The sequence below is a fragment of the Stutzerimonas chloritidismutans genome (genome assembly GCF_038562055.1).
Classification (GTDB): Bacteria; Pseudomonadota; Gammaproteobacteria; order Pseudomonadales; family Pseudomonadaceae; genus Stutzerimonas; species Stutzerimonas chloritidismutans_A.
In genome coordinates, this window is the sequence record NZ_JBCFXD010000005.1 from 34,205 (window position 1) to 60,581 (window position 26,377).

The 26,377-nt window shown below is 62.4% G+C and carries 24 protein-coding genes and 2 riboswitches; of the genes, 4 read left to right on the top strand and 20 right to left on the bottom strand.

Annotation, left to right across the window (positions count from 1 at the left end; all coding sequences use genetic code 11):
- Nucleotides 1-35: 35 nt before the first annotated feature.
- Entirely contained in the window at nucleotides 36-770 is a 735-nt protein-coding gene (locus AAGW23_RS09680) for a proteasome-type protease (protein WP_342406268.1), read from the top strand.
- Nucleotides 771-893: 123 nt separating this feature from the next.
- Here the strand turns inward: AAGW23_RS09680 and AAGW23_RS09685 are convergent, their stop codons facing one another.
- From AAGW23_RS09685 to AAGW23_RS09780, 20 genes are all read right to left on the bottom strand, one after another.
- Complete coding sequence (locus tag AAGW23_RS09685; RefSeq protein WP_342406269.1) at nucleotides 894-1,733, bottom strand: ABC transporter ATP-binding protein; 840 nt, start codon at nucleotides 1,731-1,733, stop codon at nucleotides 894-896.
- A complete protein-coding gene (locus tag AAGW23_RS09690) occupies nucleotides 1,730-2,623 on the bottom strand; it encodes an ABC transporter permease (RefSeq protein ID WP_342406270.1) in 894 nt (297 codons plus the stop codon). Before AAGW23_RS09690 ends, AAGW23_RS09685 begins: the two co-directional genes overlap by 4 nt.
- Nucleotides 2,620-3,423, bottom strand: a complete 804-nt coding sequence (locus AAGW23_RS09695; protein WP_342406271.1) for a hypothetical protein — start codon at nucleotides 3,421-3,423, stop codon at nucleotides 2,620-2,622. The genes AAGW23_RS09690 and AAGW23_RS09695 overlap by 4 nt, the downstream gene beginning before the upstream one ends.
- Nucleotides 3,420-4,214, bottom strand: a complete 795-nt coding sequence (locus AAGW23_RS09700) for an N-acyl homoserine lactonase family protein (protein WP_342406272.1) — start codon at nucleotides 4,212-4,214, stop codon at nucleotides 3,420-3,422. The genes AAGW23_RS09695 and AAGW23_RS09700 overlap by 4 nt, the downstream gene beginning before the upstream one ends.
- Nucleotides 4,211-4,855, bottom strand: coding sequence for an isochorismatase family cysteine hydrolase (locus AAGW23_RS09705; protein ID WP_342406273.1), 645 nt, complete (start codon nucleotides 4,853-4,855; stop codon nucleotides 4,211-4,213). The genes AAGW23_RS09700 and AAGW23_RS09705 overlap by 4 nt, the downstream gene beginning before the upstream one ends.
- Nucleotides 4,852-5,628 (bottom strand): creatininase, encoded by a 777-nt coding sequence (locus tag AAGW23_RS09710; RefSeq protein WP_342406274.1) that lies wholly within the window; start codon nucleotides 5,626-5,628, stop codon nucleotides 4,852-4,854. Before AAGW23_RS09710 ends, AAGW23_RS09705 begins: the two co-directional genes overlap by 4 nt.
- Nucleotides 5,625-6,506, bottom strand: a complete 882-nt coding sequence (locus tag AAGW23_RS09715) for a DMT family transporter (RefSeq protein WP_342406275.1) — start codon at nucleotides 6,504-6,506, stop codon at nucleotides 5,625-5,627. Before AAGW23_RS09715 ends, AAGW23_RS09710 begins: the two co-directional genes overlap by 4 nt.
- On the bottom strand, nucleotides 6,506-7,264 hold the full coding sequence (locus AAGW23_RS09720) for a 3-oxoacyl-ACP reductase family protein (RefSeq protein WP_342406276.1): 759 nt from the start codon (nucleotides 7,262-7,264) through the stop codon (nucleotides 6,506-6,508). Before AAGW23_RS09720 ends, AAGW23_RS09715 begins: the two co-directional genes overlap by 1 nt.
- A complete protein-coding gene (locus AAGW23_RS09725) occupies nucleotides 7,264-8,052 on the bottom strand; it encodes an SDR family oxidoreductase (protein WP_342406277.1) in 789 nt (262 codons plus the stop codon). The genes AAGW23_RS09720 and AAGW23_RS09725 overlap by 1 nt, the downstream gene beginning before the upstream one ends.
- Nucleotide 8,053: 1 nt before the next feature.
- Nucleotides 8,054-9,076 (bottom strand): fatty acid desaturase, encoded by a 1,023-nt coding sequence (locus AAGW23_RS09730; protein ID WP_342406278.1) that lies wholly within the window; start codon nucleotides 9,074-9,076, stop codon nucleotides 8,054-8,056.
- Between the two features lie 42 nt (nucleotides 9,077-9,118).
- Nucleotides 9,119-10,126, bottom strand: a complete 1,008-nt coding sequence (locus AAGW23_RS09735) for an ABC transporter substrate-binding protein (RefSeq protein WP_342406279.1) — start codon at nucleotides 10,124-10,126, stop codon at nucleotides 9,119-9,121.
- A 47-nt stretch (nucleotides 10,127-10,173) separates the two neighbouring features.
- Nucleotides 10,174-10,276, bottom strand: a riboswitch (guanidine-I (ykkC/yxkD leader).
- 358 nt (nucleotides 10,277-10,634) lie between these two features.
- Nucleotides 10,635-11,606, bottom strand: a complete 972-nt coding sequence (locus AAGW23_RS09740; protein WP_342406280.1) for an aldo/keto reductase — start codon at nucleotides 11,604-11,606, stop codon at nucleotides 10,635-10,637.
- Nucleotides 11,607-11,802: 196 nt separating this feature from the next.
- On the bottom strand, nucleotides 11,803-13,605 hold the full coding sequence (gene atzF / locus AAGW23_RS09745; RefSeq protein ID WP_342406281.1) for an allophanate hydrolase: 1,803 nt from the start codon (nucleotides 13,603-13,605) through the stop codon (nucleotides 11,803-11,805).
- Nucleotides 13,606-13,734: 129 nt separating this feature from the next.
- Nucleotides 13,735-17,349, bottom strand: a complete 3,615-nt coding sequence (uca, locus tag AAGW23_RS09750; RefSeq protein ID WP_342406282.1) for an urea carboxylase — start codon at nucleotides 17,347-17,349, stop codon at nucleotides 13,735-13,737.
- Nucleotides 17,350-17,581: 232 nt separating this feature from the next.
- Nucleotides 17,582-18,217: an urea amidolyase associated protein UAAP2 gene (locus tag AAGW23_RS09755; protein ID WP_342406283.1), complete on the bottom strand. Its 636-nt coding sequence runs from the start codon at nucleotides 18,215-18,217 to the stop codon at nucleotides 17,582-17,584.
- Nucleotides 18,218-18,229: 12 nt separating this feature from the next.
- Nucleotides 18,230-18,958 (bottom strand): urea amidolyase associated protein UAAP1, encoded by a 729-nt coding sequence (locus tag AAGW23_RS09760; protein ID WP_342406284.1) that lies wholly within the window; start codon nucleotides 18,956-18,958, stop codon nucleotides 18,230-18,232.
- A 1-nt stretch (nucleotide 18,959) separates the two neighbouring features.
- Nucleotides 18,960-19,796 (bottom strand): ABC transporter ATP-binding protein, encoded by an 837-nt coding sequence (locus tag AAGW23_RS09765; protein WP_342406285.1) that lies wholly within the window; start codon nucleotides 19,794-19,796, stop codon nucleotides 18,960-18,962.
- The gene (locus tag AAGW23_RS09770) at nucleotides 19,793-20,608 is read right to left on the bottom strand and encodes an ABC transporter permease (RefSeq protein ID WP_159967809.1); all 816 of its coding nucleotides are present in this window, start codon (nucleotides 20,606-20,608) and stop codon (nucleotides 19,793-19,795) included. Before AAGW23_RS09770 ends, AAGW23_RS09765 begins: the two co-directional genes overlap by 4 nt.
- A gap of 122 nt (nucleotides 20,609-20,730) precedes the next feature.
- Nucleotides 20,731-20,829, bottom strand: a riboswitch (guanidine-I (ykkC/yxkD leader).
- A gap of 651 nt (nucleotides 20,830-21,480) precedes the next feature.
- Nucleotides 21,481-21,753 carry an HU family DNA-binding protein gene (locus tag AAGW23_RS09775; RefSeq protein WP_019339665.1) on the bottom strand — a complete coding sequence of 91 codons (273 nt, stop codon included), beginning with the start codon at nucleotides 21,751-21,753 and terminating at the stop codon, nucleotides 21,481-21,483.
- Nucleotides 21,754-22,055: 302 nt separating this feature from the next.
- Nucleotides 22,056-22,484, bottom strand: coding sequence for a DUF2141 domain-containing protein (locus tag AAGW23_RS09780; protein WP_342406286.1), 429 nt, complete (start codon nucleotides 22,482-22,484; stop codon nucleotides 22,056-22,058).
- Between the two features lie 212 nt (nucleotides 22,485-22,696).
- On the opposite strand from AAGW23_RS09780, the gene AAGW23_RS09785 reads away from it, so the two are divergent.
- The 3 genes from AAGW23_RS09785 (at nucleotide 22,697) to AAGW23_RS09795 (ending at nucleotide 26,368) form a co-directional block, all read left to right on the top strand.
- Nucleotides 22,697-23,173, top strand: coding sequence for a GreA/GreB family elongation factor (locus AAGW23_RS09785; protein ID WP_342406287.1), 477 nt, complete (start codon nucleotides 22,697-22,699; stop codon nucleotides 23,171-23,173).
- A gap of 400 nt (nucleotides 23,174-23,573) precedes the next feature.
- The gene (locus AAGW23_RS09790; protein ID WP_342406288.1) at nucleotides 23,574-24,746 is read left to right on the top strand and encodes an isochorismate synthase; all 1,173 of its coding nucleotides are present in this window, start codon (nucleotides 23,574-23,576) and stop codon (nucleotides 24,744-24,746) included.
- The gene (locus tag AAGW23_RS09795) at nucleotides 24,743-26,368 is read left to right on the top strand and encodes a (2,3-dihydroxybenzoyl)adenylate synthase (protein ID WP_342406289.1); all 1,626 of its coding nucleotides are present in this window, start codon (nucleotides 24,743-24,745) and stop codon (nucleotides 26,366-26,368) included. Before AAGW23_RS09790 ends, AAGW23_RS09795 begins: the two co-directional genes overlap by 4 nt.
- Nucleotides 26,369-26,377: the final 9 nt, after the last annotated feature.

Below are 26,377 nucleotides of genomic sequence, written 5' to 3' on the forward strand. Positions count from 1 at the left end.
ATACGGCCAACCTTTACTTAACGAGCCAGAAAAGCATGACCTATTGTGTAGCCATGAACCTGGCAGACGGACTGGTGTTCGTTTCGGATTCGAGAACCAATGCTGGCGTTGACCACATCGCGACGTTTCGCAAACTCTATCGATTTGGGATCCCCGGCGAACGGTTGATCGTGCTGCAAACGGCCGGCAACCTGGCAACATCGCAGGCGGTGGTCAGTTTGTTACGCCATCGACTGACGGGCGAGGGCATCCATCTGAACAACGTGCCGACCCTTTTCGCTGCCGCTCGTCTGGTGGGGGAAACCATGCGTGAGGTCGTTGCACACGACAGCGCGCCGGGCACAGGCCCGGAAATTGATATGACCAGCTCATTCCTGATCGGCGGACAAATCGCGGGTGAAGAACCCGAGTTATATAACTTGTATCCCCAAGGCAACTTCATCTGCGCGACCACTGACACGCCTTATTTCCAGATCGGCGAAAGCAAGTACGGGAAGCCGATTCTGGACCGAGCCCTCAGCTATACCACTTCGCTGGATCTGGCGATGCGCTGTGCACTCATTTCCTTCGACTCCACAATCCGCAGCAATTTATCGGTCGGAATGCCGTTGGATCTGATGGTCTACCGCAAGGACAGCCTGGAGCTTCCCGCAGGCCATCGGATTACCGAAGGTGACCCGTATTTTGAGGCGATCCGTGAACAATGGTGCAGTAATCTGCGGCACCTGCTTAAAGAGCTGCCGACGGCGCCGACCTTTTATCTCGATTGAAGATGGCGCTCATGGAGCGCCTCTCTAAAAGCGGCGTTATTGCATCTGAGCAAGCTGCTTGGCTGTGCTTACCATCCTGCGGACGTATCGGGCGAGTAGCACGCCCGCCGACCAGGGCTCCGTTTAACCCGCAATGGCCGTCAGTTTCGCCAGCTGGTCGAGATCGGTCTGCATGCCGGAGGTCTCGCGGATGCGCCCGAGGATCTCGCGCTTGAGGTTGGTGAATTCAGGCGAGAGCTTCATGTCCTGATGGCGCTGAGCGGGCAGCGGGACGTCATAGATCGAATCGATGCGCCCCGGCCTTGGCGCCATCAGCACCACGCGGCCGCCCAGGTAGATGGCTTCCTCGACATCATGGGTGACGAACAGAATCGTGGTCTTTTCAAGCCTGTGAACATGGCGGATCAGGTCGTGCATCACCTCGCGCGTCTGCGCGTCCAACGCGCCGAAGGGCTCGTCCATCAGCAGGGTAGCGGGTTTGGGCATCAAGGCGCGGGCAATCGCCACGCGTTGCTGCATGCCCCCGGAGAGCTGGCTCGGAAAGGCATCGGCGAAGTTGCTCAGGCCCATCAGGCTGAGCAACGCATCGGCTCGACCGGCCGCAGTTTCCACATCGCCGTCGCCACGTACGGTGTCAGAGATGACCTTGAGCTGACGACAGAACTTGATGTTCTTCATCACCGTCAGCCAGGGGTAGAGGCTGTAATGCTGGAACACCATGGCGCGGTCGACCCCCGGGCCGTCCACGGCCTTGCCGTCGAGCAGGATGTCGCCGCGGCTGAGCGTCTCCAGCCCAGCGATAATGCGCAGCAGGGTGGACTTACCGCAGCCCGATGCGCCGACAAAGGTAATGAATTCGTTTGGCTGGATATCCAGGTTGACAGCCTGCAGCGCCTCGACCTCGCGCTTCTCGCTAACGAAAGTCTTGCCCACCTGCTGAATGCGGATCTTGGCGTCGCTCATGCTTGTTTTCTCCATGGGAAGGCCCGGCGTGACAGCCAGCGGAAGCCCTGGTCGGTGAGCAGGCCGATGATGCCGATCAGCAGAATCCCGGCGAAGATCTTGTCGGTGTGCATGTAACGCTGTGCCTTGAGGATGGCGTAGCCGAGGCCCGAATTGGCGGCCACCAGCTCGGCGACGACCAGGTAGGTCCAGGCCCAGCCGCAGGTGATGCGCAGGGTATCGAGAATGGCCGGGCGCGCCGACGGCAGGATCACCAGCTTGACGATCTCGCCCCGGTTGGCGCCCATGGTCTGCGCTGCCTCGATCTGCGTCATCGGCACGCGCCGCACGTCTTCGGCCACCATCAAGACCATCTGGAAGAAGGTGCCGATAAAGATGATCAGCACTTTCGAACCCTCGTCGATGCCGACCCAAAGCATCACCAGCGGAATAAAGGCTACCGCCGGCATGTAGCGGATAAAGTCCGTCAGTGGCTCGAGAAAAGCCTGCACCGGGCGATAGGTGCCGATGTACAGCCCCAGCGGCAGCGCGAGCAGAGCCGAGGCGCCGAAGCCAGCCATCACCCGCCAGACGCTGATGCCTATGTCGGTGAGCAAGCCTTCGCTGGTCCACCAGCGGCCCAGGCGCTCGAGCACGGCGCCGGGGCCGGGCATGAACATCGGATCCGCCAAACCCAGGGCGGTGTAGGCCCACCAGAGAACGAAGGGAGCAATCAGACCGGCGGCTGCCAGCGCCCAGACCGTGGTTTTCGGCAGCTCGCCACGAATGCGCCACCAGCGCGCTGGGCGTGCTTTGGCCGGCACCGTTGACAGCGTGCTAGCGGGCTGCCTTTCCGCCGCCGTGGGACGATCCAGAGAGGTGTCCGCGGTAAGGGGTAAATGCGCCGTCATGCGACTACCTCTTGAACGGTTGGTGAATGCGGATTCGCCACCCTTACCCACCCCAGTGCTGGCGGAAACTGTCCGATTCGAGCCAGATCCTGTTCGGGAATACCGGCCGGTTGACTGAAATTCCAATAGCTCGGCAGCAGGCTGTCACCGACACGTCCGGGCAGCGTCGAGTGGCTGATCATCCAGGGCGTCGCACCGTTGCGTTGGCGGCCAAAGGAAATCTCGCAGGCCAGCAGTTCGAGTCGTTTTGCTGGCGCAGCGCGGGCGACCTGATCGCGCAGGCAACTGCCATCCGCGTCCAGGGCCACGGGTCGGTCGGCGGCGAACATGAAGTAGTCACCGGCCACCAGCAGACAGGCCTGTCGCTCCGGCTCATCGGCCGAGCGCAGCCAGAGGCCCCAATTGGTTCCTTCCGATTCAGGAACGCGCTGCCAGACCTCGTGATAGCGGCCGTCCAGGCCGTCTTCGAGCAGTTGATGCGCACCTTCAAACCGCATGCGGCCGATGTCCGGTGCAGCGCTTGGTGGCTGGTAATCGATCAGGCGCTGCCATTGACAGATGTCGCCTTCCACAAGGGTCAACCCGGCAAAGCCGGCTTGCTCGCACAGGTCCAGCTGTTGCGCCTGCGAACAGGTAGCCAGGGACGCAGAGGCGGTCGGCGGGTGAGGGATGCGTATGTCGGCGTGCAGATGGGCGGTCTGCAGCCAGTAGACATCGCTGGTTTCGTCGCGGCGTCCGTCGGTGGTGGTCAACAGACGGCGGCGCCACACGCCCAGATAGGATTCGGGAACGCTGTTCATGTGTGGTACTCCGGGAAGCGTTTGAGGGTTCGCCAAAAGGCCATGTCGTGGTTAGGCCACAACTCGGCTTCGGTTTCGGCTGCCAGTCCCTTGAGCTTGCGAATACTGTCCAGCGCCAGGTCTTCGCGGTCTTGCCAGCAGAGCCCCGGCGCGATCTCATCAGTGAGGTTTTCCTGCAGGTCGGCGGCGTCGCCGGTGAGGATGATCGGCTTGCCGTGCGGCAGTTCGACCATCAATGACATGTGGCCGGCGGTATGCCCCGGCGTGTTGATGGCCTGTACGCCAGGCACCAGCTGGTACTCCTCGCGCTGCAATTTCCAACGATGCTGGTCGACGAAGCTGCCGCGAAAGTCGTCGGCGAAGTAGGCATCGTCTGCTTCGGCGAGCGCCGCATCGAGTTCGGCTTCATGGACATGCACATCGCAGCCGCACAGTTCGCAGAGCCCGCCGGCGTGGTCGAAATGCAGATGGCTGAGAAACACCAGGTCAATGTCCGCCGGCGTCAGGCCGTGCCGGGCAAGGTGGGCCGGCAAGCGCTGTTCTTCGGTCATCTGCGGCGGCCCCATGGGGAACTCCAGCGGGTCGTACCACCGAGCTCTGAGGTCCGGGTCGCTGAGCTTGGCGTAATCGCACCCGACATCGAAAAGGATGCGGCCCTGCCGGGTCTCGATCAGGAACGCCAGAATTGGCGCCTCGATCTGGACGCCTACGCCCCGATTGCGCGTCGAGATGGATTTGTCATAGCGATGGGTCGCGGTAAGCAGCGGCCAGAGTTTGAGCACATCGGTCATGCCGGCATCTCCAGCAGGGCGATGAGCGCATTGCTGGTGATGACTTCACCGAACAGCCCGCCTTCAACACCGATCATCGACAGCGCGGCAGCATGCAGCGTGGGGTAAGCCGAGCCGCAGGCATCGGCGACAGTCAGGCAGGCGAAGCCGAGGTCCACGGCATGCCGCAGCGTTGAAGACACGCAGACTTCGGTCGTCACGCCCGTCAGGATCAAATGCCGGATGCCGCGATTGCGCAGCAGCAATTCGAGGTCGGTGTGGGCGAAGGCGCTGTAGCCGGGCTTGTCGATCACCGGCTCGCCGGGTTCGGGCTGCAGCTCGTCGATCAGGTCATTGCCATATTCACCGCGCACCATTAAGCGCCCCATAGGGCCGGGCGTACCAATTGGCGCGCCGCAGGCTTCGGTACGCCGACGCTTGGTCTCGGGCAGGTCGCTGAGGTCGGCGCGATGGCCTTCGCGGGTGTGCACGACGAGGAGGCCACATCGACGTGCGGCGACCAGCAACTGGCGAATTGGCTCGATGGGCGCTCGCAGGCGTTCGATGTCCAGTCCGGCGTGCGCCGCGTAGCCACCCGGTGCGCAGAAGTCACGCTGCATGTCGATCACCAGCAGCGCTGCATGCTCCAGAGGCAACGTCATACCGGGCGCTCCAGGGCGAATTCACGGGTTACCGCCGCAGCGATGCCGCCAACGATGTCGTCGGCCATGCGCTGACCTTTTTCCGCCGTGGAGCCCTTGGCCGATGAGAGCACGCCTGACGGGGGAACCCACTCGGTGCGGGGCGGATACATGTCGTAGGGTGGGAAGTCGGCGGGAGCTTCATCCGGGATGCGCGCCAGCGCCACCAGGCTGGGGTGGTAATGCAACATCAGCGAGGTTTCGATGACCGCGGCATGCTCCAGAGCGAAGCCCGGAAAACCATCCGGAAACACCTCGGCCAAGGTCTGTTCACGGCAGAAATCCCAATGCTCCAGACGCATGACCTCAAGCCCGGCATCCGGCCCGAGTTCACGCAGCGCCAGTTGAATGCCTTCGCCCACGAACCACTGGTTCTCGTAATGGCCGACCACCAGGACCAGCCGCTTAACGCCGTGCCGATGGAATTCGCGTACGGCGTCGCGCACCAGAGCGCTGAGTGTGGCGCCATCAAGGCTGGTGGTGCCGCAGAAGTGTTGGCCACCACCGCATTTGGGCTGAGATTTGTAGCCGTAAGACAGCGCTGGTGCGACCAGTCCGCCGACGCGTTGCGCCACATCGGCACAGATGGCGCTGGCAAGCAGCGCATCGGTACCCAGCGGCAGGTGCGGGCCGTGCTGTTCGGTGGCGCCGCAAGGCAGGAACAGCACGGCACCGTCGCGCACGCGGTGTTCGTACTCGACCCAGCTCATATGATTCATGTGCACGCTGTTCATAGCGAAGAACTCCGAATTACGGTCAGTGCCGGGCGTTCCGGCCAGCTGGCGGTCAGTGCGGCAATCATTACAAGGGCCGCGCCAAGCCATTCATGTGTACCGATGGTCTGGTTGCCAAGCCAGGCGGCGGAGAACACGGCGGCCACCAGTTCGAAGACCACCAGCACCGCCGCGCGCCCGGCTTCGATGTGACTGACGCCGTACTGCACGGCAGCCATGCTCAGCAGCCAGCCCAGGGCCATCAAACCGATCTGCCAGCTCAGGGCGAGACTCAGCGGTGGCGGGTATTCACCAAGCACAGGGCAGAGCACAACGGCAATCAATGCACTGCCCAGGAACGGAGCCAGCGTCTTGCTCGCCAAAGGCACCTGATCGGCGGCGCGCGTGGCGAGATTGTTCAGACTGAAACCAAGGCCAGCGGCGAGCGCCAACCAGTCGCTGCCACTCAGTGGGTGGGTCAGCGCGCTGCTGATGTCCAGCGTCAAGCCGATGCCGAGCATGGCCAGCAGCAGGGCACCGATACGCAGCGGTGTGAGGCGTTCGCCCAGCAACAGCCAGCCACCCAGTACGCCCCAGACCGGCGCGAGATAAAACAGCAGCATGACCCGCACCACCTCGCCGATGGCCAGCGCCGTGACCAGTGCAGCGGTCGCACCGCCGCCGCAAACGGCGATCGCCAGCAGCCCGTTGCGCTGCGGCAGCCACGCACGGCGCTCGAACCAAAGCACTGGCACCGCGAACAGGCTGAGCAGGCCATAGACCAGCAACACCAGCGGCATGCCGACCAGTCCGACGCTGGCGAAATGGTGCAGGGGCAACCAGCCGAGGCCCCAGGCGACTGCGCCCGTGACCAATAGCGTCTGTGGCAGCAGGCTCATCACGCGCCCAGCCATGAGCCGCCGTTGGGCCCGAGCGTCTGTCCGGTGAAATAGCTGGCCTGGGGTGAGAGCAGGAAAACGATGGCCGCCGCGACCTCGTCCGGCGTGCCGAACCGGGCCATGGGAATCTCGAGTTCCTTGGCCAGCCACTCAGGGCTCATGTGCGCTGGCGAGCACATGGGTGTGGCGATGGGGCCCGGCGCGACGGCGTTCACGCGGATGCCGCTGACGGCGAATTCGAGGGCCAGCGAGCGCGTCAGGCCGATGACCCCGGCCTTGGCGGTGCAATAGGCGGCGTAATCGCTGCGCCCGAGAAAACCGAGGTCCGAAGCCACATTGACGATGGCCCCGCAACCGCGCGGCTGCATATGGCGCAGCGCGTGCTGGCAGCAGCGGTAAACGCCATTGAGGTCGACGCCGAGCACCTGTGCCCAGTCCTGTTCGCTGGTTTTGAGAAAAGGCTTTTCCAGGATCACCCCGGCATTGTTGACCAGCAGGTCCAGCGGCCCGTCCGCAATGATCTCTTCGAACATCCCTGCAACGGCGGCTGCCGAACCCACATCAGCCTCGACATGGCGAGCATTTCCGCGCCGTGATTGGATCTCTCCACACACTTGTTCCGCCAGTGCGTGCTGGCCGAAGTGGTTGATCCAGACCCGCGCGCCGGCCCCGGCCAGGCCCAGTGCGGTTGCTCGACCGATGCCGGTCGCCGCGCCGGTAACCAGTGCTACCTTGCCCTCCAAAGGCAGAAGATGCATCAATGCATGACCTCGCCGTGGCTTACCGACAGCGCCTGGCCGGTCAGCGCCGCGGCCAGCGGCGAGCCAAGGAACAGAAAGGTGCCGGACAGGTCCGCCGGGGTCAGCAGTTCCGGAATCGCCTGTGCCGCCAGCACGGCGACCAGTTCTTCTGTCTCGCTTCGGCCGTTTTCCGCCGCCATGATGCGCAGCGAGCGCATCGCGGCATCAGTACCTATCCAGCCGGGGCAGACAGCATTGACGCGGATGCGGCGAGGCCCCAGTTCCCAGGCCAGTGAGCGGGTCAGGCCGATCACTGCATGCTTGCTCGCTGCATAGGCGGAAAAGCCCGGCACGCCCTTCAGCCCCCAGATGGAGGCCTGGTTGATTACGCTCGCACCGGCCCGCAGGCGAGGCAGCAGCGCCCGAGTCAGGCGCTGCATGGACGACACGTTGTTGTCCAATAGCTGCGCCCAGCACGCGTCAGCTTCGGCCGTGGGTTCGTTTATGGGTGTCTGGTATTCGACACCGGCATTGTTCACCAGCACCTCGACCGAGCGGTTACGGCAGGCGAGATCATCAGCGAAGAGCTGCACCGCCCGCCAATCACCGAGCTCCAGCGTGGTGGCGTGCAGCGGGCCCTCTGGCCGAAGGTTTTCGACCAGTTCGGCGAGGGCGTCCGGGTCGCGATCGACCAACTCCAGCGTGGCGCCGGCCTCGGCGTAGGTCTTGGCCAGCTGCCGACCAATGCCGCCAGCCGCGCCCGTAAGTACGACACAACGTCCGCGATAATCGAGTGCTTTATGCATTTCACACCGCCGTGAGGAAAGACACGCCAACTGCACCGTAGAAGCCATCTGCCTTTTGCGGACCTTCTCCCACAACGCCGTAGTCGTCATCCAGCACACGACGCAGGCGATAGCGGTGGAAGCTGCCGAGCAGGTCGCGCATCGGGATGACCTGGTTGTAGGCGCTGCCATACAGCTCGGCGTGCAGCGCAGGCAGGCGATACCAGGGCGCGACGGGTTTCTCGTGGTGGGCGTTGTGGTAGGAAAAGTTGAGCAGCAGCAGGTTGAGCGACGGCCAGCGGGCGGACACCACGTTGCTGTAGGTATTGAGCTGTTCGTAGGCGCGGTCGCGTGGCTTGTCTTCGGGTACTTGGCCATCTTCCAGCACGGCGAAGGCGTCGTAGGTGTGCTGGTAGGCGTCGGCAAAGCGCAGCACGGTGACCATCAGCAACCAGGCCAAGGCATACAGCGCCAAGGCTTTAAGCGATAACCAACCGAGCAGGGCGAACAGCAGAGCCCGGATCAGCATGACACGGGCGACCTTGCCGCGCCGGGCGCGGTGCTTCTCGTTGGGGGTCACGAAAGGCAGCACGATCACGTAGAGGTGCATGATCAGCTCGACCGCCGGGACATACGCCCACTCCAGCGCGATCACCAGCTTCTGGAACCACACGGGGCGCGCCTTCAGAAAGGCCTTGCTGTCGAAGGTGATCACATCGGCACGGTCGACGTGGTGGCGCATGTGCTTTTTGCGCAGGTCCTGGAAATCGGCGTAGCAGCTGCCGGCCAGCCAGCTGCTGACGTTGCCGGCCCACTGGTTGTGCTTGGGGACACTGAAAATGGTGCCGTGGGCGAACTCATGGATCAGATAGGCAGCGATGATCATCGCGTGCGCCAGCAGCAACGTACCGAGTGCATTGAGCCAGCCATTGGCCGGGAACAGCAGCGCAAGCCCGGCGAGGTAGCCGAGCAGGGCGTAGGTCATGGCCAGGCTGTTCGGCACGCGGCCATCGGCGTAGCGGTAGAGCGGTTTGCGCGTTTGCATATCGGCCTCCGAGCGGGCGAGCGGCGGCTCGCCCGCCATGCACTACTTGGCGAGCGCCTCGACGAACTGGGCGTCATAGGTGTTGTTGAAGTCCGGCACGGACGGGATCTGCCCGTTGTCGACCAACAATTTGGCGATGATTGCGCCACTGCCGTGGAAGGAATGGGTGTCGTCACCGGGGGCGAAGCTCTTACCCATTTCAGCGAGCGGAATGTTGTAGGCGCCGGACATCTGTTCAGTGGCTTCCTCGGCGCTGACACCAAGCACTTGACCAATGATCTCTGCTGACTCCTCGGGGTGTGCCTGCATATAGGCCAGACCGTCGAGGTAGCCCTGGATCATCGCCTTGATGGCTTCCGGCTTCTTGGCGATTACCGCCTCGTCGAAGGCCAGCACGTCGGTGATCAGGCCAGGGGCGTCCTTGGAGGAATACACCACCTTGAACTTGTCGCCCCCGCCCATCGAGAGGATCTGCGAGACATTGGGTTCGTAGGTGACGCCGACCGGCAGATTGCCCGAGGCCATGGCGCCGGGAATGCCTTCGGGCGTCATGTTGACCGGGTCGATGTCCTTCTCGGTCATACCGTTCTGCTGCAGCGCGTAGGCAAGCAGAAAGTCCGACGGCGACAGTGGGTTGTAGCCGACCTTCTTGCCTTTGAAATCGGCCACAGTATTGATCGAAGCGTCGGCGACGATGGCGTCACCCCCATTAGAGAAGTCGATGGGCATCACCACGCGGTGCTTGAGGCCCTTGGCGACCGAGGCCACTACCTGATCGTAGGTCAACATGCCGCCGTCCAGGGCGCGGCTTAGCATGGCGGTGGGGATCAGAGCCGGGTCGTTGAAGAACTGCAGTTCGACATCCAGGCCGTGGGGCTTGAACAGGTCTTTCTTCTCGGCGACGTAGAAGGGGCCATAACCGGCCCATACCACCGTGCCGATCTTCATCGTGTCAGCAGCCTGGGCTGCCAGCGGCGCAAATATCGTCGCGGCGGCCAGCGTGGCGCCGAGCAAGGTGTGGTGCAGCGAACGCAGCAGTGGTCCAGTCATGATGAAACTCCTACACAGTGGAAGAACCGGCACGGGATGACATCGCGTCCTCCCGGGCTTTTATCCCGCCGTGTAGTCCCAATCCGTGGGACCGGAGAACTCTCGGACCAGCGCTCATCTGCATGAGCCGGAACCCTAGTTCGCCTGTTGTATTGCTCCTGTGTGCCGAGCGTCATGAGCGTGGTGGCGACTCATCCCGTTCTATCTGGTCTGAGCAGGTTGCGTGCCATATTTAGTCAGTTGATCTTTTTCCATCTGATTCAATGAATTAGTGGGTATATCTAGACTAACTGTCACGCTTTAACCGTAACGGTGCTGCGCTCAAATGGTGAGGCGTGCGCTGCTATGGTGCCTAGGTTTGGTCAAGACAAGCGGGGCGCGAAGGCGGGCAAGTGGGGGGCGAGGCATCACAGGAAGTTGATGCCTCGTTTGACTCAGTGAGCGAAACCTTGAGTGCGTGCGGCCCGTGCAGCGCATGCCTTGTGCCGCGCCACGCGCCGAACACGTGCTACGTAGGCACCGGTACATCTTCAGGCAGCAGTTGCTTGTCCTTCAGTGCCCGCCAGAACGCGGGCGGTATTTCGGCTTCGGCCTGCTGCACGTACTGCGCCGGGCGCCTCGGGTTGCTGGTGCCGGGGATGGCGGACAGCACCGCGGGGTGGGCCAGGCAGAACTGCAACGCCGCGGCACGGATATCCACGCCGAACTCGCCGCATACGGTCTCGATGGCCTGCGTCCTCTGGCGGATCTCGTCAGGCGCGTCGGCGTAATCGTAGTGGTCGCCGCCGGCCAGTACGCCGGAGTTGAAGGGCCCTCCGACCACGATCCCGACGCCGCGCTCCACACACTGCGGGAAGAGCGTATCGAGCGCCTCGCGATGGTCCAGCAACGAATAGCGCCCGGCGAGGAGAAAGACGTCCGGGTCCGCCTGTTCCAGTGCCATGCGACAGGGCTCGACCAGATTGACGCCCAGCCCCCAGCCCCGGATCAGGCCTTCTTCACGCATGTGCGTCAGGGCTTTGGCCGCACCATTCATGGCTTGCTGGAAATATTCGGTCCACTGCGCGCCCCACTGGTCCTCGGACACATCGTGAATGAAGGCGACGTCGATTCGGTCGACGCCCATGCGCTCCAGGCTGTCCTCTATGGAGCGCCGTGCACCGTCGGCCGAATAATCGACGACGCGCTTGTTCGGCAGCTCGTCGACGAAGGGCTTGGCATTCTCGGGGGCACTCGCCGGCCTCAGCAGCCGACCCACCTTGGTACTCAGTACGAACTCGTTGCGCGGCTTGTGGCTGAGCAATCGGCCGAAGCGCTGTTCGGCCAGGCCTGCACCGTAGTGCGGCGAGGTGTCGTAATAGCGGATGCCCGCTTCCCAGGCGGCCTTGAGCGTCGCGTCAGCGGTGGCTTCGTCGAGTGGCTGGAACATATTGCCCAGCGGTGCGCCGCCAAAGCCGAGAGGTGGAAGGGTGATGCGCATGGAGCCTCCTCTGATGCAGGTTGAGCCGAATGTTCGGCGTCGCTTTGCATCGGAGGACGTCCGGTAAGGGATGTTCCGACGGGAACGAAAAGGAGTGGCGATATCAATCCCGCCAAGCCACATCGTAGCCAGGCCGAGCGGCAATAGTGGCGGGTGGCAGTGCCCGTAGGGCCGGACCATCCGGCCCTGATGGCTGCTAGCGCTGACTCCTCATGTAAGCCCGCCAGCCACCGAATTCGGTGATGTCGACGGCCCCCTCCAGGCCATAGGGCTCGCAGATGAAGCCGGTTTCCCAGCGGCCGTCGGCCAGTTGCACCTTGCCCAACCCCAAGGGCGCGGGAATGCCGGTGAGAAACGAGCCCAGTTCGCTGCTGGGAATTTCCCAGACTTCCACTTCGATGGCGGCTCCGCCGTCGGCAGCACGGACCATGCCAGGGCGGAACGGCGGCCCGCCGGCGAGCGCGTAGAGCTTGTAGTCGGCTGAGCTGTGGGTGGCTTCCAGCAACCGACCATTGCGCTGCTTGAGCTGCCCGTTCAGCGGCAGGCCGTCCAGGTGCGCGCCGCACACCACCAGGCGGGCTTGGTCATTGCGCGCCGGATGTGTCGGCGCGGGTTTGGTGATGGTCTGGCCGCCGATCAGGGGGATTTCGGTGCTTCGCTGCAGAGCATCGGCCAGGCTCAGCAGGTACTGGTCGGTGAATGCGCGACCGAACAGGGTCACGCCCCACGGCAGGCCGTTCTGCATTGTGCCGGCGGGTACCGCGACGGCGGCATAGTCGAGCATGTTCATGAAGTTGGTGTAATAGCCCAGATCCGAGTTGCGTTTGACCGGCTCGGCGTGCAGCTCGTCCAGGGTGACCGGTCGCGGATAGGCCGGCGTAAGAACGCAGTCGACCTCAGCCATGATCCGGTCGCAGATTGCCTTGAGCTGCTGCAGCCGATACTGGGCGCGGAACAGCTGAACCGCCGTGGTGCCCGGCGCCTTTTCCAGCACGGCCTTGATGACGGGCAGCACGGCGTCCGGCTGTTGTTCGATCAGCGCCCCCGCGACGCTGTAGCGTTCGGAGACCCAGGGGCCCTCATACAGCAGGCGCGCTGCCTCAAGGAACGGCTTGAAGTCGATTTCGACCGGCTCGCCCCCCAGAGCCTGTAGATGTTCGATGGTGGTGGCGAACAGCGCCGGGCTTTCCGGACAGCCGAGAAACTCCAGCCCGCTTGGCACGCCGAAGCGGAAGGAGCTGACCTTGCCAAAAGCCGAGCCGTCGTTCCATGCCGGGTTGGCGCGGCTGTACTCGTCCCCCGGATCGAGGCTGGCAGTCAGGGCGAGAAGCTGGCTGGCTTCGGCTGCGGTCGCGGTGAAAAAGGTAACGCAGTCCAGCGTACGGCACGCCGGTACGACACCGGCGGTGGAGATCAGTCCTTTGCTGGCCTTGAGGCCGACCAGATTGTTCAGCGCCGCCGGTACACGACCAGAACCGGCGGTGTCGGTGCCCAGCGCAAAGCTGCAGATGCCAAGCGCAACGGCCAGCGAAGAGCCGGCACTGGAGCCGCCCGACGGGTAAGCCGGGTGCACGCTGTTACGGCATTCTCCGTAGGGCGAGCGGGTGCCGTTGAGGCCGGTGGCGAACTGATCGAGGTTGGTCTTGCCGAGCGGAATCGCGCCAAGAGCAATCAGCTGCTCGACGAGGGTGGCGCTGGTTTCCGGCGTGTAGGCAAAGGCCGGGCAGGCGGCTGTGGTGGGGATGCCGGCCAGATCAATATTGTCCTTGATGGCAAACGGGATGCCGTACAGCGGCAGCTCGTCCGGGGATCTGCTGTCCAGTGCGGCCAGGTAGGGCTCAAGCTCCTCGGCGTTCAGCAGGTGGATAAAGGCGTTGAACTCGCCGTTAAGCGCCGCGGCCCTGTCGCGCAGTTCGAGGATCAGCTGGCGCGGGGTGGTTTTTCCCGCGGTATAGGCGGCGCTCAAGGTGGCTAGGCGCAGGTCGAAAGTCGCTGTCATCTCATGTCCCTCGTAGGGTGGAAAACGGCAACGCCTTTCCCACCGCGATGTTCGTTGCCGACCCGTTGGGCCGGTTGGTGGATCGGTGAAGCGCGATCCACCCTAGGGTTCGGTGTTGTCCGGACGGCGTCACGCCTCCTCAATCACCACCACCCGTTGGCCGGCGCGCACTGGCGAACCAGGCTGTACACGAATGTCCTTCACCACGCCGGAAACCGGGGCGGTGAGCGGAATTTCCATCTTCATGCTCTCGAGTATGACCAGCACGTCGCCGGCTTCTACTCGGGTGCCCTCGGCCACCGAGACCTGCCAAAGGTTGCCGGCAATGTGGCTTTCGATGCCGTGTTCGCCAGCGCCGAGCGGGGCGTCTTCACCGAGTTCAGCGGCGACTTCCTCGCTTTCGAAGTGCGCTTGGCCGGAGGCGATCCAGCGTTGGCGTTCGGCGTCGAACGCGGCGCGCTGCTGGCTGCGAAAGGCTTCAATGCCTTCGGCTTCCTTCGCCAGAAAGTCCTGATAGTCGGACAGGCGCAGCTCACTCTCTTCGATCTTCAGCGGGTAGCGGCCCAGGGGAAAATCGCGGCGGATCTTCAGCAGTTCTTCGGCAGAAACCGGATAGAAGCGGATCTGGTCGAAGAAACGCAGCAGCCAGGGCTTGCCGCCGAAAGCCTCCACCACGCGGTAGCGGTTCCACATCTGCAGGGTGCGGCCGACGAACTGGTAGCCACCCGGGCCTTCCATGCCGTAGACGCACATGTAGGCGCCGCCGATGCCCACGGAGTTTTCCGCAGTCCAGGTGCGTGCCGGGTTGTACTTGGTGGTGACCAGCCGATGCCGTGGGTCAAGCGGGGTCGCGACTGGGGCGCCGAGGTAGACATCACCGAGGCCCATCACCAGATAGCTGGCCTCGAACACCGTGCGATGCACGTCGTCGAGGTTTGGCAAATCGTTGATGCGGCGGATGAATTCCAGGTTGCTCGGGCACCAGGGCGCATCCTTGCGTACCGTGGTCATGTATTTATCGATGGCCAACTGGCAGGCTGGGTCGTCCCAGGACAAGGGCAGGTAGACGGTTCGCGAGGGGACTTTAAGGTCGCGGGCGGCGCACACCGCGTCCCATTCACCCTCGACGATGTCGAGCAACGTCTGTAGCGGCAGGGTTTCTGGCTGGTAGTGAACCTGAAGGGAGCGAATCCCGGGGGTGAGGTCGATTACGCCGTCGAGGCTCTTTGCCTCCAGCGCTTGCATCAGCGCATGGCCACGGAAACGCAGGACAAGATCCAGCTCCGGCGCGCCGATTTCCAGCAACAGGTGGGTGTCGCCGGAGAGGCGGGCGACCAGCCGGGTATCATCCTCACCCAGATCAAGGACGATGGGAGAGGTGAGGCCTTGCGCTCGTGTAGGAGCGAGGGGGCCGCCGTCGCTCTGGCTGCCACGAAGCGCACATTCGTCGTTCAACGCCTTCGCCAGTTGCCGTGCAGTGGTCACATCCACGGGTACGAAGCGCAGCTTGTCGCCAGCCTTGAGCTGGCCCATCTGCCAGAGGTCGGCCTCGATGATGGTCACCGGGCAGACGAAACCGCCGAGGCTCGGGCCGTCCGGACCGAGGATTACCGGCATATCGCCGGTGAAATCCACCGCGCCGATAGCGTAGGGGTTGTCGTGGATATTCGACGGGTGCAGGCCCGCTTCGCCACCACTGTCACGCACCCATTCGGGTTTCGGCCCTATGAGGCGAACGCCGGTCCGGCTGGAGTTGAAATGCACTTCCCAGTTGGTGGCGAAGAATTTGTCGATATAGCCTTCGGTGAAATACTCCGGTGCGCCATGCGGGCCGTAGATCACGCGAATCTCGCGCACTGCGGGCAAGGCCGAGCACAGTTCTAGCGGCAAGCTGGCGCCAACGCTGTCGTCAGCCAGCTCGGGGAGATGCAGCACGTCACCGGCCCGCAAGGCGCGTCCGGCATGGCCACCGAATTGGCCGAGGGTGAAGGTGCTCTTGCTGCCCAGATAATCAGGGACCTGCAGTCCGCCGCGCACGCATAGGTAACTGCGCGCACCGGCCCCGGCGAGGGTGCCGAGCGCAAGCGTGCTGCCAGCCTTGACCAGGATCGCGGTGCACATCGGTTGCTCGATGTCGTCGAGTTTCACTGGAATGTCAGCGCCGGTTACTGCGACTACCGCATCGGTATTAAAGCGCAGGATCGGCCCGCTCATGGTGACTTCCAGGCCCGCGGCATCGGCCGGATTGCCAAGCAGCGCATTGCCCAGGCGCAGCGCACGGCTGTCCATCGGACCGGACGGCGGCACGCCGACAGCCCAGTAGCCGAGCCGTCCAGGGAAGTCCTGCACGGTGGTCTGGGTGCCAGCAGTGAGCACCTCGAATGTGGCGGCCTGGTAAGTCAGGCCCTCCAGGCAGCGGGTCCAGGGATTGCCTTCGGCAAAGGGCACATAGGCGAGGATCTGACGCAGATAGTCGCGGTTGGTCTCGACGCCATAGAGCAGGGTGTCGGCCAAAGTCTGATCGAGCGCAGCGTGGGCCGCTTCACGGGTCGGCGCATGGGTGATGAGCTTGGCGATCATCGGGTCGAAGTAGGGCGGAATCTCGCAGCCAGCCTCGACCCAGGTGTCGATGCGCAGGGCCGTGCGATCGGCCTCGGGGAAATTCACGGCGGTCAGCAGGCCTGGGCTCGGTTGAAAATCCCGGCCCGGGTCTTCAGCGTAGAGGCGTGCCTGGACGGCATGGCCGCTGGGATTCAAGTCCTTCGCCAGTGCCGACAATGGGGCCAGATCGCCGGCGGCCAGTTCGATCATCCAGCGCACCAGGTCGACGCCCCAGACCATTTCAGTCACGCCATGTTCGACCTGCAGGCGGGTGTTCACTTCAAGAAAATAGAAGCGCTCGGCGTCAGCGTCGTAGACAAACTCGACGGTTCCAGCGCTGCGGTAGTTCACCGCTTTGGCCAGCTTGATGGCGGCTTCGCACAGCGCCTCGGCCATGCCGGCAGGAAGATTCGGTGCCGGTGTTTCTTCCAGCACTTTCTGATTGCGGCGTTGCACAGAACAGTCGCGAACGCCGAGCGCGATCACCTCTCCCTCGCCATCACCAAATACCTGCACTTCCAGATGGCGGGCGCGCTTGATGTATTTTTCAATGAACACACCCGAATCGCTGAAGTTGTTTTGCCCCAGGCGTTTGACGGCGTCGAAGGCATCCGACAGTTCCTCGGCCGAGCGGCACACGCGCATGCCGATGCCGCCACCGCCAGCGGTGCTTTTGAGCATTACGGGGTAACCGATCTGTTGACCGGCGTCCAGCGCGGCTTCGAGGCTCTCGAGCAGTTCGGTGCCTTCGAGCATCGGCACGCCGTGCTGCTTGGCCAGCGCTCGGGCGGTGTGCTTGAGCCCAAACACCCGAAGCTGCTCGGGCGTCGGCCCGACAAAGGCGATGCCAGCCGCCTCGCAGGCCTCGGCAAAGGCGGCATTCTCGGAAAGAAAACCGTAGCCTGGATGAATCGCCGTCGCACCGGCGGCCTGCGCGATACCGAGGATCTTGTCGACCACCAGATAGGTATTCGATGCAGCGCCGTCACCGAGGCTATGGGCTTCATCGGCCTGCTGGATGTGCAAGCTGGCGGCATCCGCTTCTGAATAGACGGCCACGCCTTTTACGTCCAGGGCACGCAGCGTGTGCAGAATGCGGCAGGCGATGGCGCCGCGGTTGGCGATCAGGAGTTTGTCGAACATCTTCATTCCCTCAGGGGGAGGCGGGCCGTCCCGCTTTCTTTCGTCGTCGCCCCCGGTCGTCCAGGGACTGAATCGTCTGTAGGGTGGTTTCAGCGAAGTGGCGGGCCGCTGTCTGGGGCTGTGCGAGTGGCTTCCGCAGGTGCGGAGTCGGGCGCATCCGGGACATGCGTTGCAGGCCGCTGGCCGGCGCGCGCCTGCATCAGGGGCAGCACATAACGCTGCAGCAGCGGCATCAGTCCCATACCAGTACCTCGGCGGGCGTGGGATTCCAGCCGTTGCACGGGTTGTTTAGCTGTGGGCAGTTGGAAATCAGCACGATCACGTCCTGCTGGGCTTTCAGCTCAACGTATTTGCCCGGGGCGGAGATACCGTCCTCGAAGGTCAAGCTGCCATCGGGCGTGACCGGAACGTTCATGAAGAAGTTGATGTTGGCGCCGACATCGCGCTTCTCCAGGCGACCGTCATGCAGGCTCGCACGCAGAAAATTGTCGCGGCAGCTGTGCATGTAGCGCTTGTCCAGCGCGTAGCGCACCACGTTGCTCTCCTGGGCGCAGGCGCCGCCGAGGGTGTCGTGGCGACCGCAGGTGTCGGCGACTATGGTTAGCAGCGGGTTGCCAAGGTTGGAGTAGAGCACCGTGCCGGTGGTGAGGTAGACCTGGTTCTGCTTGCGCAGGGTGCGCTGGGGGTCATAGCGCTCACGCGGGTTCGTGGCACTGAAGAACAGTGTATCGACCGCCTGATTGCCCTCAAGGTCGAGCAGGCGCAGGGTCTGGCCGGCCTTCACTTCGAACAGATAAGGCTCGCCGGCCGGGATCATATGGCGAAAGGTGGCGGCCTTGGGGTGCAAGTTGCTTTCGTGGATGGTCATGTTGGCACCCCCTCAGATGTAGAGTCGTTCGGTGTTGTGGAGGCCTCGGGCGTTTTCCGGGCGCGAGGTGCGGCAAAGGACGCTGATACCGTCGCTGTCGACGCGGTGCCAGCTGAGCTGGACGGGTTTTGGCGCGTACGCGGGATTCGGGTCCATCGGGTGCTGCAAGCTGGTGAGCACGATCAGCGTGTCCATCGGCGCGTACAGCTCGAGATAGTCGCCGGCTTTGCTGTTGCCGGACTCGAAGCTGAAGCTGCCATTGGCGTCGACGGTGACCTTGCTGAACAGGTTGAGGGTCATCAGCAGATCCTGCAGGTTCAGGTTCCACTTGCCCATTTCCACCAGCAGGTTGTCGGCGCCGTTGCGGAAGAAGCCGTTACGCAGCTCCTGGTAGCGGCCCTCGCCATATTTTTCGGCTACTTCAGCGGCGTTGAGCACACCGCCAAAGCTGTCATGCCAGCCACAGGTGTCAGCAGTGATGCAGGCCAGGACCCGCCCCATGTCCGAATACAGGCAGTGGCTGGCGGTGAGTTTGGCGGTGTGCTGGCACTTGAGGGTGTCCGGCAGGTTGAGGCGCTCGCTTTTTTCATGCGCGTTGAACATCAGCAGGCTGACGTTGGCGCCGCCTTCGATATCGGTCAGGCGCAGCAACTGACCGCGCTTGAGGATGAAAGAAGTGTGGCCGCCGCCAGGAACGAGTTCCTCGTACAGCGTGGGGCGAATGGCGAGTGAAGCACTCATGTCAGGCTCCTTGATTGTCGGTATGCAGATGGCCCAGGTGCGTCGGCAGGTCGCCAGCAGAGGCGCGCGCAACGTGGCGATCGGTGTTCAGCGGGATGTCGTAAGTGACGCGTGCGCCATAGGCGCCGGGGGCGTGCGGATCAAGGCGGGTCTTGTCGAACACCAGAATGCGCGTGCCGAGGGTGAAGCCTTCGGACAGGTCGTGGGTGACCATGAACACGGTCAGTCGGGTTTCACGCCAGAGTTCCAGCAGCAGCTCGTGCATGTCCTTGCGAATACCGGGATCAAGCGCGCCGAACGGCTCGTCCAGCAACAGCACGCGAGGCTTCATCACCAGTGCCTGGGCGATGGCCAGGCGCTGCTGCATGCCGCCGGAGAGCTGCGCCGGGTACTTGTCCAGCGAGTGCGCAAGGCCGACCTTGCGCAGGATCACTTCGGCCTGCTCGCGTGCCTCGCGCTTGCCGCGGCCGAACAGCCGGCCCAGTAGCGGGGCCCTGGGCAACTCCAGGCCAAGGGCGACGTTGTCCAGCACCGACAGGTGCGGGAATACCGAATAACGCTGAAACACCACACCGCGGCTGGCGTCCGGCTCACTGGCAATGGGGGCGTCGTCGAGCAAGATTTCGCCCCGGCTGGGCCGTTCCTGGCCCAGCAGCAGGCGTAGAAAGGTGGACTTGCCGCAGCCGGAGGCGCCGACCAGGGTGCAGAATTCACCCTCATTGACGCTGAGGTTGAGGCGTTCCAGCACTACCTGATCGCCATATTCCTGCCAGACGTTATTGACTCGTATGAATGGTTTGGCGGGTTGTTCGCCCACCGTGCGGATGACATCGCTCATGCCTTGGCTCCTTCGTACCAGGGGAAGGCCAACTGGGTGAGCTTGCGCAGACCGAAATCCATGCTCCAGGCGAGCAGGGTGATCCAGGCCACGTACGGCAGGATCACATCCATCGCCAGATAGCGGCGAACCAGAAAGATGCGGTAGCCCAGACCGTCGGTGGACGCGATGGCCTCGGCGGCGATCAGAAACAACCAGGCTGAACCCAGCACCAGGCGCAGCGCGATCAGCAGGCGCGGCAGCAGCTGTGGCAGAACCACGCGCAGTATCAGCGTCCAGGTATTGGCACCGAGCGTCTGTGCCTTGATCAGCAGTTCCGGCGGCAACTCCCGCGCGCGCTGCTCCAGATCGCGCGCCAGCACCGGGGTGACGCCAATGACGATGAGCATGACTTTGGACAGCTCGCCGAGGCCGAAGACGATAAACAGGATCGGCAGGATTGCCAGCGGCGGTACCATCGACAGCACCGTCAGCAACGGCGACAGAGGTGCGCTGAATAGCGGCAGCGTCCCCGCTGCAACACCGAGGCACAGCCCGGCCACCGCGGCAATGCCGAGGCCGACGCCCAGCCGCTTGAGGCTGGACGCGGTGTCCTGCCAGAACAGGTAGTCGCCGCTGCGTTTGTCCGGGGTGAAGGCAAGGCGCTCCACGGCGCTGGACATCTGTGTGAAGCTTGGCAGGAGCTTGTCGTTGGGGTTGGTTTCGAGCCGTTGCGCCGAGCTGGTCAGGTAGGTGAACAGCAGGATGGCAAAGGGCAGGATCACGAGCAGCGTCCAACCGGTGCGGCCCGGAACGCGGTTGATCAGACGCATGGGGAGTACCCCCTCTTGGTTCGGGGGTGTTGCCGCGGGCCGGTCGTTTTGTCGAATCCGAACGGTGGCATATAGAGGCCTCCAGTGAGTGGGCATGGCAAAGGAGCTGCGTGTCGAACGCCGTCTCCCGGGCTTTTATCCCGCCGTGTAACCTCACTGGAGGTCGCCAACTCTCGGACCAGCCACTCGCAACGCGAGCCGGAACCCTAGTCGGCTATTTCTAAATTTGTCTCGTCCCTGAGCCGCAGCTTCCTGGCAGAAGAGGTTTTGCAAGAGCGGTGCCAAGCGCAGATCCGCCTAGTTTCGGTCATTGCCAAGCAGGCGGGCAACTCTGGCGCGCCTTAATGGTGCGCTGCGCGCGTCGCGTGCTTCCTTTCGAAGCATTGATATGGAATGCGCAGCGGCTCAGGTGAGGCCTGGGAAAGTCGAACTTCGCCAGCAGTAATATCCATTGTTCGGACGTATCCCAATAAGTGCGCGCTTCACTGCACCATCAAGCACGCCGAGCCCGCTCTGGCGTGGTGGTGATCTGCGTCGCCAGATTGTGGCTGCACCTGGTCATATCCGGCCCGAGATCATGCTTTCGTAAGGGAGGCGAACGGAGAGCGTTTGATCGCGGCAAAGTGCGCGTACGCGTTAGCCGGAACGTTAGTTGAGCCGGTCAGGGTCGCTTCATAGTGGTTTGGGTATCAGCGTTCAGGAAGGGGGTCGATTCTGCCGACTTATTGCGTTTCTACGAATGAGGAGTTCGTCAGGCGCGGTCTTGGGTCGGAGCGACGCGTTGGATTCAGGCGGGAATAGAGCTGGGGGAGGTCCGAGCAAGCGCTGCGTCCGCGAGGACGTCAGCGGCCCGGTTTCCTGGATGCAGTGACTTAGTTCACTGCGTCCTTCAGCGACTTGCCTGGCTTGAAGCCTGGCAGCTTTGCTGCGGAGATCTTGATTGTTGCACCTGTCTGCGGATTGCGGCCGTCACGGGCTGCGCGCTCTTTGACAGCAAAGGTGCCAAAGCCGACCAGCGTCACGCTGTCGCCGTTCTGCAGGGTGTTGGTCACGCTTTCGGTGAAGGCATCCAGCACGCGAGTGGCGGTGCTCTTCGGTACATCGGCGGAGGCGGCGATCGCTTCAATCAACTCGGCTTTATTCACGGGTGTGGCTCCAGATTGGAATGGGTGGTCAGTATAAGCAGCGTCTTGCCCTGTCGCCTGCGGCAAATTTCCTCTTTTTCAAAAATATCCCGTGCGGGGCGACAAATCACTTGGTTGCCTAATCCAGACGCTTTTGTCTGGACATCGAAATTTTGGCTCCGGTTCATTGCCCACCCGACCATTGGTAGCTCGGCTGTCGTCTGAGTACGCCAGAAGCGCTCCGCACGCAGCATGGAACACCTGATACGAGATTCAGGGGCAGTGGATTGATTATTCACACGCTGATTGGCTCGTTTTCAACTTCAGTAATGGACGTCGATGTCGATCTCGCGTGGCTTGTCGCCTTGCATATCGAACCGGCTATCCTCGAATGCTGGCGGGCCCATCACTTTTGGGTTGTTGGACAAGCCATAACCTTCGGTGGGAAACATGCCAAACCTTAAGTCCAGCTCGCCGTTAGCGTTTTCGTCGTGGTAGGCCATGACCGCATACTGACCGGCTGGTACATCTTCGAATACCACCGTGACGGTTCCCGCCTTGGCTGGCAACTCGCGGGCATCGAAGGCTTGGTCCGCTTTGCGGAATGTCTTAGGGTCGTCGAACAGAGCCACGCGAACATTACCTCGATCGTGCTCGATGTTGTTCAGTTTGACCATCAAAGGCTGGCCTTCGGCAAAAGCCGCTTGGCCAATCGCCATTGCTACCAAGGTTAGCACTAAGCGCAGTGTCATCGGATTCGCTCCTGGTTGGCATCTCTGTCGAGTGGTTGGACGACGGGCATCTCAAGCGTGCCCGGAATATCCAGGCGATAGTGCCGTGCTTCTGGCTGATCGGCCAGCCAAACGGCTGACCAGTCAGTCTCGCCTCCCGCATGACAACGCCGTGGCTCCCCGATCGCTGCAATGCGATGCTAGACACCAAACGACCTACCGACCGAGTCCACATGAACAAGACCCACCTTCAGACGCTCGTCATCGACAAGCTGCAGGCCGATCTGGCTGTTGCAAAGGATGCACTGAAGGCCTCACACGAGGCGGCGACGCACGCCGAAAGCAAAGCGGAGAACAAGTACGACACCCGAGGATTGGAAGCCGCCTACCTGGCAGATGGGCAACGGAAGCGCGTTCACGAAATAGAAACAGCGATCTCAAGCTACCAAAATCTGCCCGTACGATCGCATCGCAATGAAGCCATCACTTTGGGCGCGTTGGTTTCGCTGGAGTCCGCTGACAGTTGCCGTTGGGTGTTTCTGGGACCGGATGGCGCTGGGCTGAGTGTGACGGTTGAAGGCCAAGAGGTGCTGGTGATCTCTCCGCGTTCGCCGCTCGGCAGGGCACTGCTGGGTTGCGAGGAAGGCGATGAGGCCGAGATCAAGGTCGAAGGGCAGACTCTCAGATACAGCGTGATCAGCGTCATCTGACGCGGGATCCCTGCGCCTGACTTCGTAGATATAATTCTTATTAATTATATTAAAATCAGTTAGTTAGCATAAATAATTGATGTCAGCTGTAAGGATATGCGCTGATTTGACTTGCAGTCATGGCTTATCGAATAAATGATCTTAATAAGCTGTTGTATGCCACTGATTTATAAATCTAAATTTAGTAAAAATTGCCGCGGCTAACGTCGCTTGCGTGAGCCGTTGGCTCAACGCTTTTTATCGCCCGCTACGAATGTGCTAGCGGCGCGCACAGGGCCGCTTCCTGCAGGCCAATGCCACCCAATAGCCCGGTTAGAAACAATTTGACGCATTCCGTTTAGCTGACTATCGTGCCGCATGCAGATGATAACCAATCTCATTAGTATTTGCGGAGGTGGTGGTGAACGCACTGACTCGCGTCGCCTACGATGGGCCAAGGGAAGGTTATAAATTCCCGCCGTCGTATCGGTTTTATTCACCGACTGGGGGCATTGAAGCCAGCGGTTGTTTCAAAGTGATAGACACGCCAGCGGAGGGGGCCGGCCCAGGGCTGGAGCGCGATGTTCAGCGCGGATTCGCAGAAGCCCAGGCAGCCGGGCTGAGCAATCCGGTACTGGTCGGTGTGATTCCGTTCGATAAACAGCAAGCCTCCAGCTTGTTCATTCCGCGACACATCAGCCATCTCGCTCCGACGGCACCGCCCACCGCAATATGCGGATTTACCTGTGGCAATGCTCGTCAGTGTATTGAGCAGCCCAATCAGGCGGGATTTCAGCAGGCCGTTACCCGAGCGCTGGACGCGCTACGCAAAGGACGTCTGGACAAAGCGGTGCTGTCCCGCCTGTTACAGCTCGAGTTTGACGAGCCGCCCTGCGCGGCAACGATCTTTCAGGGGTTGCGTCAGCAGAATCCCGAGGCTTATCACTTCTTCGCGGACCTGCCTGACGGCAGCGTGCTGATCGGCGCCAGCCCCGAGCTGCTATTGCGCAGAACCGGCCAGCGACTGGAAACCAACCCACTGGCCGGGTCAGCGCGGCGTCATGCCGATCCCGAGAAAGACGCATATGCCGCGCAGTCGCTGCTCCATTCCGTAAAAGACCAGCACGAACACCACTTGGTGATCCGTGATATGGAGCGCCAATTGCGGCCCCTATGTCGGGAGCTGCACATTCCAAGCGCACCATCGCTGATGAGTACCGCGAAGCTGTGGCACTTGTCGACGCGGATCGAAGGCGAGCTCGCCGAGCCCATGTCAGCCCTCAAGCTGGCGTGCCAGCTGCACCCGACCCCAGCGCTCTGTGGCTTTCCCACGGCTGCGGCCAAACAGCTTATCGCAGAGCTCGAACCCTTTGAGCGTGGTGTTTTTGGCGGCATTGTCGGCTGGAGTGACGCGGCAGGTAACGGTGAATGGGCTGTCGTCATTCGCTGTGGCGTGATCGATGAACGCAAGGTGCGGCTGTTTGCCGGAGCTGGGCTGGTTTCCGAATCCTGCCCAGAATCGGAATGGCGTGAAACCGGCACCAAGCTTGGCACCATGCTCGCGGCGTTCGGTCTCGACCGGGAGGCCGTATGAGCCTGGTTCCGTTTACACGCTGGCCTGAGGCATTCGCCGAGCGATATCGCCGCGCCGGCTACTGGCGTGGCGAACCGCTGAGCCAGATGCTCATCGAACAGGCCAGCACCCAGCCGGACACCGTTGCGGTCGTCGGCGGCCGCAGCTCGCTGAGCTATGCCGACCTGGACCGGGCTTCGACCAACCTGGCGCAGCGGCTGGCGAATCGCGGCTTGGGGCAGGGCGACCGCGCGCTGGTTCAGCTGAGTAATCAGGCAGAGCTGTACGTTGTGTTCTTTGCATTGATGAAAGCCGGCATAGCGCCTGTTAACGCCCTGTTCAGTCACAACCGGCTGGAACTGGTGGCCTATGCCGCGCAGGTCCGACCTCGCCTGCTGATTGCCAGTCGGGCCCATTCACTGTTCACAGAGGATGCGTTTGTTGAGGAACTGACCGAGCTTATTCCCGAGCTGGATACCGTTTTGCTGAACGATGATCCCCACCCTGAGCTGCGTCTGCAGAGCTGGTTCGAGCAAGCGACGGCACTGCGATCATTCAGCCCTACGCCGGCCGGCGAAGTGGCTTTCTTCCAGCTTTCCGGTGGCAGTACCGGGACGCCAAAGCTGATCCCGCGCACCCATGACGACTATCTTTACAGCGTCCGCCGCAGCGTCGAGATCTGCCAGTTCGACCGAGACACCCGTTACCTCTGCGCACTACCGGCAGCGCACAACTTTCCGTTGAGCTCCCCAGGCGCGCTGGGCGTGTTCCTGTCTGGTGGTCGTGTCGTGCTGAGTCCGGACCCAGGTCCCGCCAGTTGCTTCCCTTTGATTGCACAGCAGCAGGTCAACGTGACCGCGCTGGTGCCGTCTGCTCTGGCCATGTGGTTACAGGCCGCCTCCAGTCATCCCGAGGATCTTGTTTCGTTGCAGTTGATACAGGTAGGTGGCGCCAAGCTGCCGGAGGCACAGGCCAGGCGAGCAGCTCATCTGTTGGGGTGCAAATTGCAACAGGTCTTCGGTATGGCGGAAGGGTTGGTCAACTACACCCGGCTGGATGACAGCGAGGAGCACGTTTACTTGACCCAGGGCCAACCGATGAGCCCGGATGACGAGATCAAGGTCGTCGACCGTGAGGAGCGTCCAGTGGCTGCTGGCGAAGTCGGGGCGCTGATGACCCGTGGCCCGTACACGATTCGCGGTTACTTCCAAAGCCCGGAGCACAACGCGATCGCATTCGACGCTGACGGGTTCTACCGCTCCGGTGACCTTGTCTGTCAGCGACCTGACGGTTATCTCGTCGTCGTCGGCCGGATCAAGGATCAGATCAATCGTGGCGGCGAAAAGATCGCCGCCGAAGAGGTGGAAAACCTGCTGATGGCGCATCCCGACGTTGCGCAGGTGGCGCTGATCTCCGTTCCTGATCAGGCCATGGGCGAGAAGAGCTGCGCCTACATCGTCACCCACGACCCGTCGCTCAAGGGCATCGTCCTGCGCAAGTTTCTGCGGGGCCTCGGCCTTGCTGACTACAAGCTGCCCGACCGATTCGAGCGCCTGGACGCACTCCCGCTGACCGCCGTCGGCAAGGTGGATAAGAACCTCCTGCGCCGCCGCATCGCTGAACAACTGACCGTTACCGAATAAGGATTCGTT

Excerpts from the sequence above, each read along its gene's own strand:
- AAGW23_RS09680 (WP_342406268.1), top strand. The coding sequence starts at position 36 with ATGACCTATTGTGTAGCCATGAACCTGGCAGACGGACTGGTGTTCGTT.
- AAGW23_RS09685 (WP_342406269.1), bottom strand. The coding sequence starts at position 1,733 with ATGAGCGACGCCAAGATCCGCATTCAGCAGGTGGGCAAGACTTTCGTT.
- AAGW23_RS09690 (WP_342406270.1), bottom strand. The coding sequence starts at position 2,623 with ATGACGGCGCATTTACCCCTTACCGCGGACACCTCTCTGGATCGTCCC.
- AAGW23_RS09695 (WP_342406271.1), bottom strand. The coding sequence starts at position 3,423 with ATGAACAGCGTTCCCGAATCCTATCTGGGCGTGTGGCGCCGCCGTCTG.
- AAGW23_RS09700 (WP_342406272.1), bottom strand. The coding sequence starts at position 4,214 with ATGACCGATGTGCTCAAACTCTGGCCGCTGCTTACCGCGACCCATCGC.
- AAGW23_RS09705 (WP_342406273.1), bottom strand. The coding sequence starts at position 4,855 with ATGACGTTGCCTCTGGAGCATGCAGCGCTGCTGGTGATCGACATGCAG.
- AAGW23_RS09710 (WP_342406274.1), bottom strand. The coding sequence starts at position 5,628 with ATGAACAGCGTGCACATGAATCATATGAGCTGGGTCGAGTACGAACAC.
- AAGW23_RS09715 (WP_342406275.1), bottom strand. The coding sequence starts at position 6,506 with ATGAGCCTGCTGCCACAGACGCTATTGGTCACGGGCGCAGTCGCCTGG.
- AAGW23_RS09720 (WP_342406276.1), bottom strand. The coding sequence starts at position 7,264 with ATGCATCTTCTGCCTTTGGAGGGCAAGGTAGCACTGGTTACCGGCGCG.
- AAGW23_RS09725 (WP_342406277.1), bottom strand. The coding sequence starts at position 8,052 with ATGCATAAAGCACTCGATTATCGCGGACGTTGTGTCGTACTTACGGGC.
- AAGW23_RS09730 (WP_342406278.1), bottom strand. The coding sequence starts at position 9,076 with ATGCAAACGCGCAAACCGCTCTACCGCTACGCCGATGGCCGCGTGCCG.
- AAGW23_RS09735 (WP_342406279.1), bottom strand. The coding sequence starts at position 10,126 with ATGACTGGACCACTGCTGCGTTCGCTGCACCACACCTTGCTCGGCGCC.
- AAGW23_RS09740 (WP_342406280.1), bottom strand. The coding sequence starts at position 11,606 with ATGCGCATCACCCTTCCACCTCTCGGCTTTGGCGGCGCACCGCTGGGC.
- atzF (WP_342406281.1), bottom strand. The coding sequence starts at position 13,605 with ATGACAGCGACTTTCGACCTGCGCCTAGCCACCTTGAGCGCCGCCTAT.
- uca (WP_342406282.1), bottom strand. The coding sequence starts at position 17,349 with ATGTTCGACAAACTCCTGATCGCCAACCGCGGCGCCATCGCCTGCCGC.
- AAGW23_RS09755 (WP_342406283.1), bottom strand. The coding sequence starts at position 18,217 with ATGACCATCCACGAAAGCAACTTGCACCCCAAGGCCGCCACCTTTCGC.
- AAGW23_RS09760 (WP_342406284.1), bottom strand. The coding sequence starts at position 18,958 with ATGAGTGCTTCACTCGCCATTCGCCCCACGCTGTACGAGGAACTCGTT.
- AAGW23_RS09765 (WP_342406285.1), bottom strand. The coding sequence starts at position 19,796 with ATGAGCGATGTCATCCGCACGGTGGGCGAACAACCCGCCAAACCATTC.
- AAGW23_RS09770 (WP_159967809.1), bottom strand. The coding sequence starts at position 20,608 with ATGCGTCTGATCAACCGCGTTCCGGGCCGCACCGGTTGGACGCTGCTC.
- AAGW23_RS09780 (WP_342406286.1), bottom strand. The coding sequence starts at position 22,484 with ATGACACTGCGCTTAGTGCTAACCTTGGTAGCAATGGCGATTGGCCAA.
- AAGW23_RS09785 (WP_342406287.1), top strand. The coding sequence starts at position 22,697 with ATGAACAAGACCCACCTTCAGACGCTCGTCATCGACAAGCTGCAGGCC.
- AAGW23_RS09795 (WP_342406289.1), top strand. The coding sequence starts at position 24,743 with ATGAGCCTGGTTCCGTTTACACGCTGGCCTGAGGCATTCGCCGAGCGA.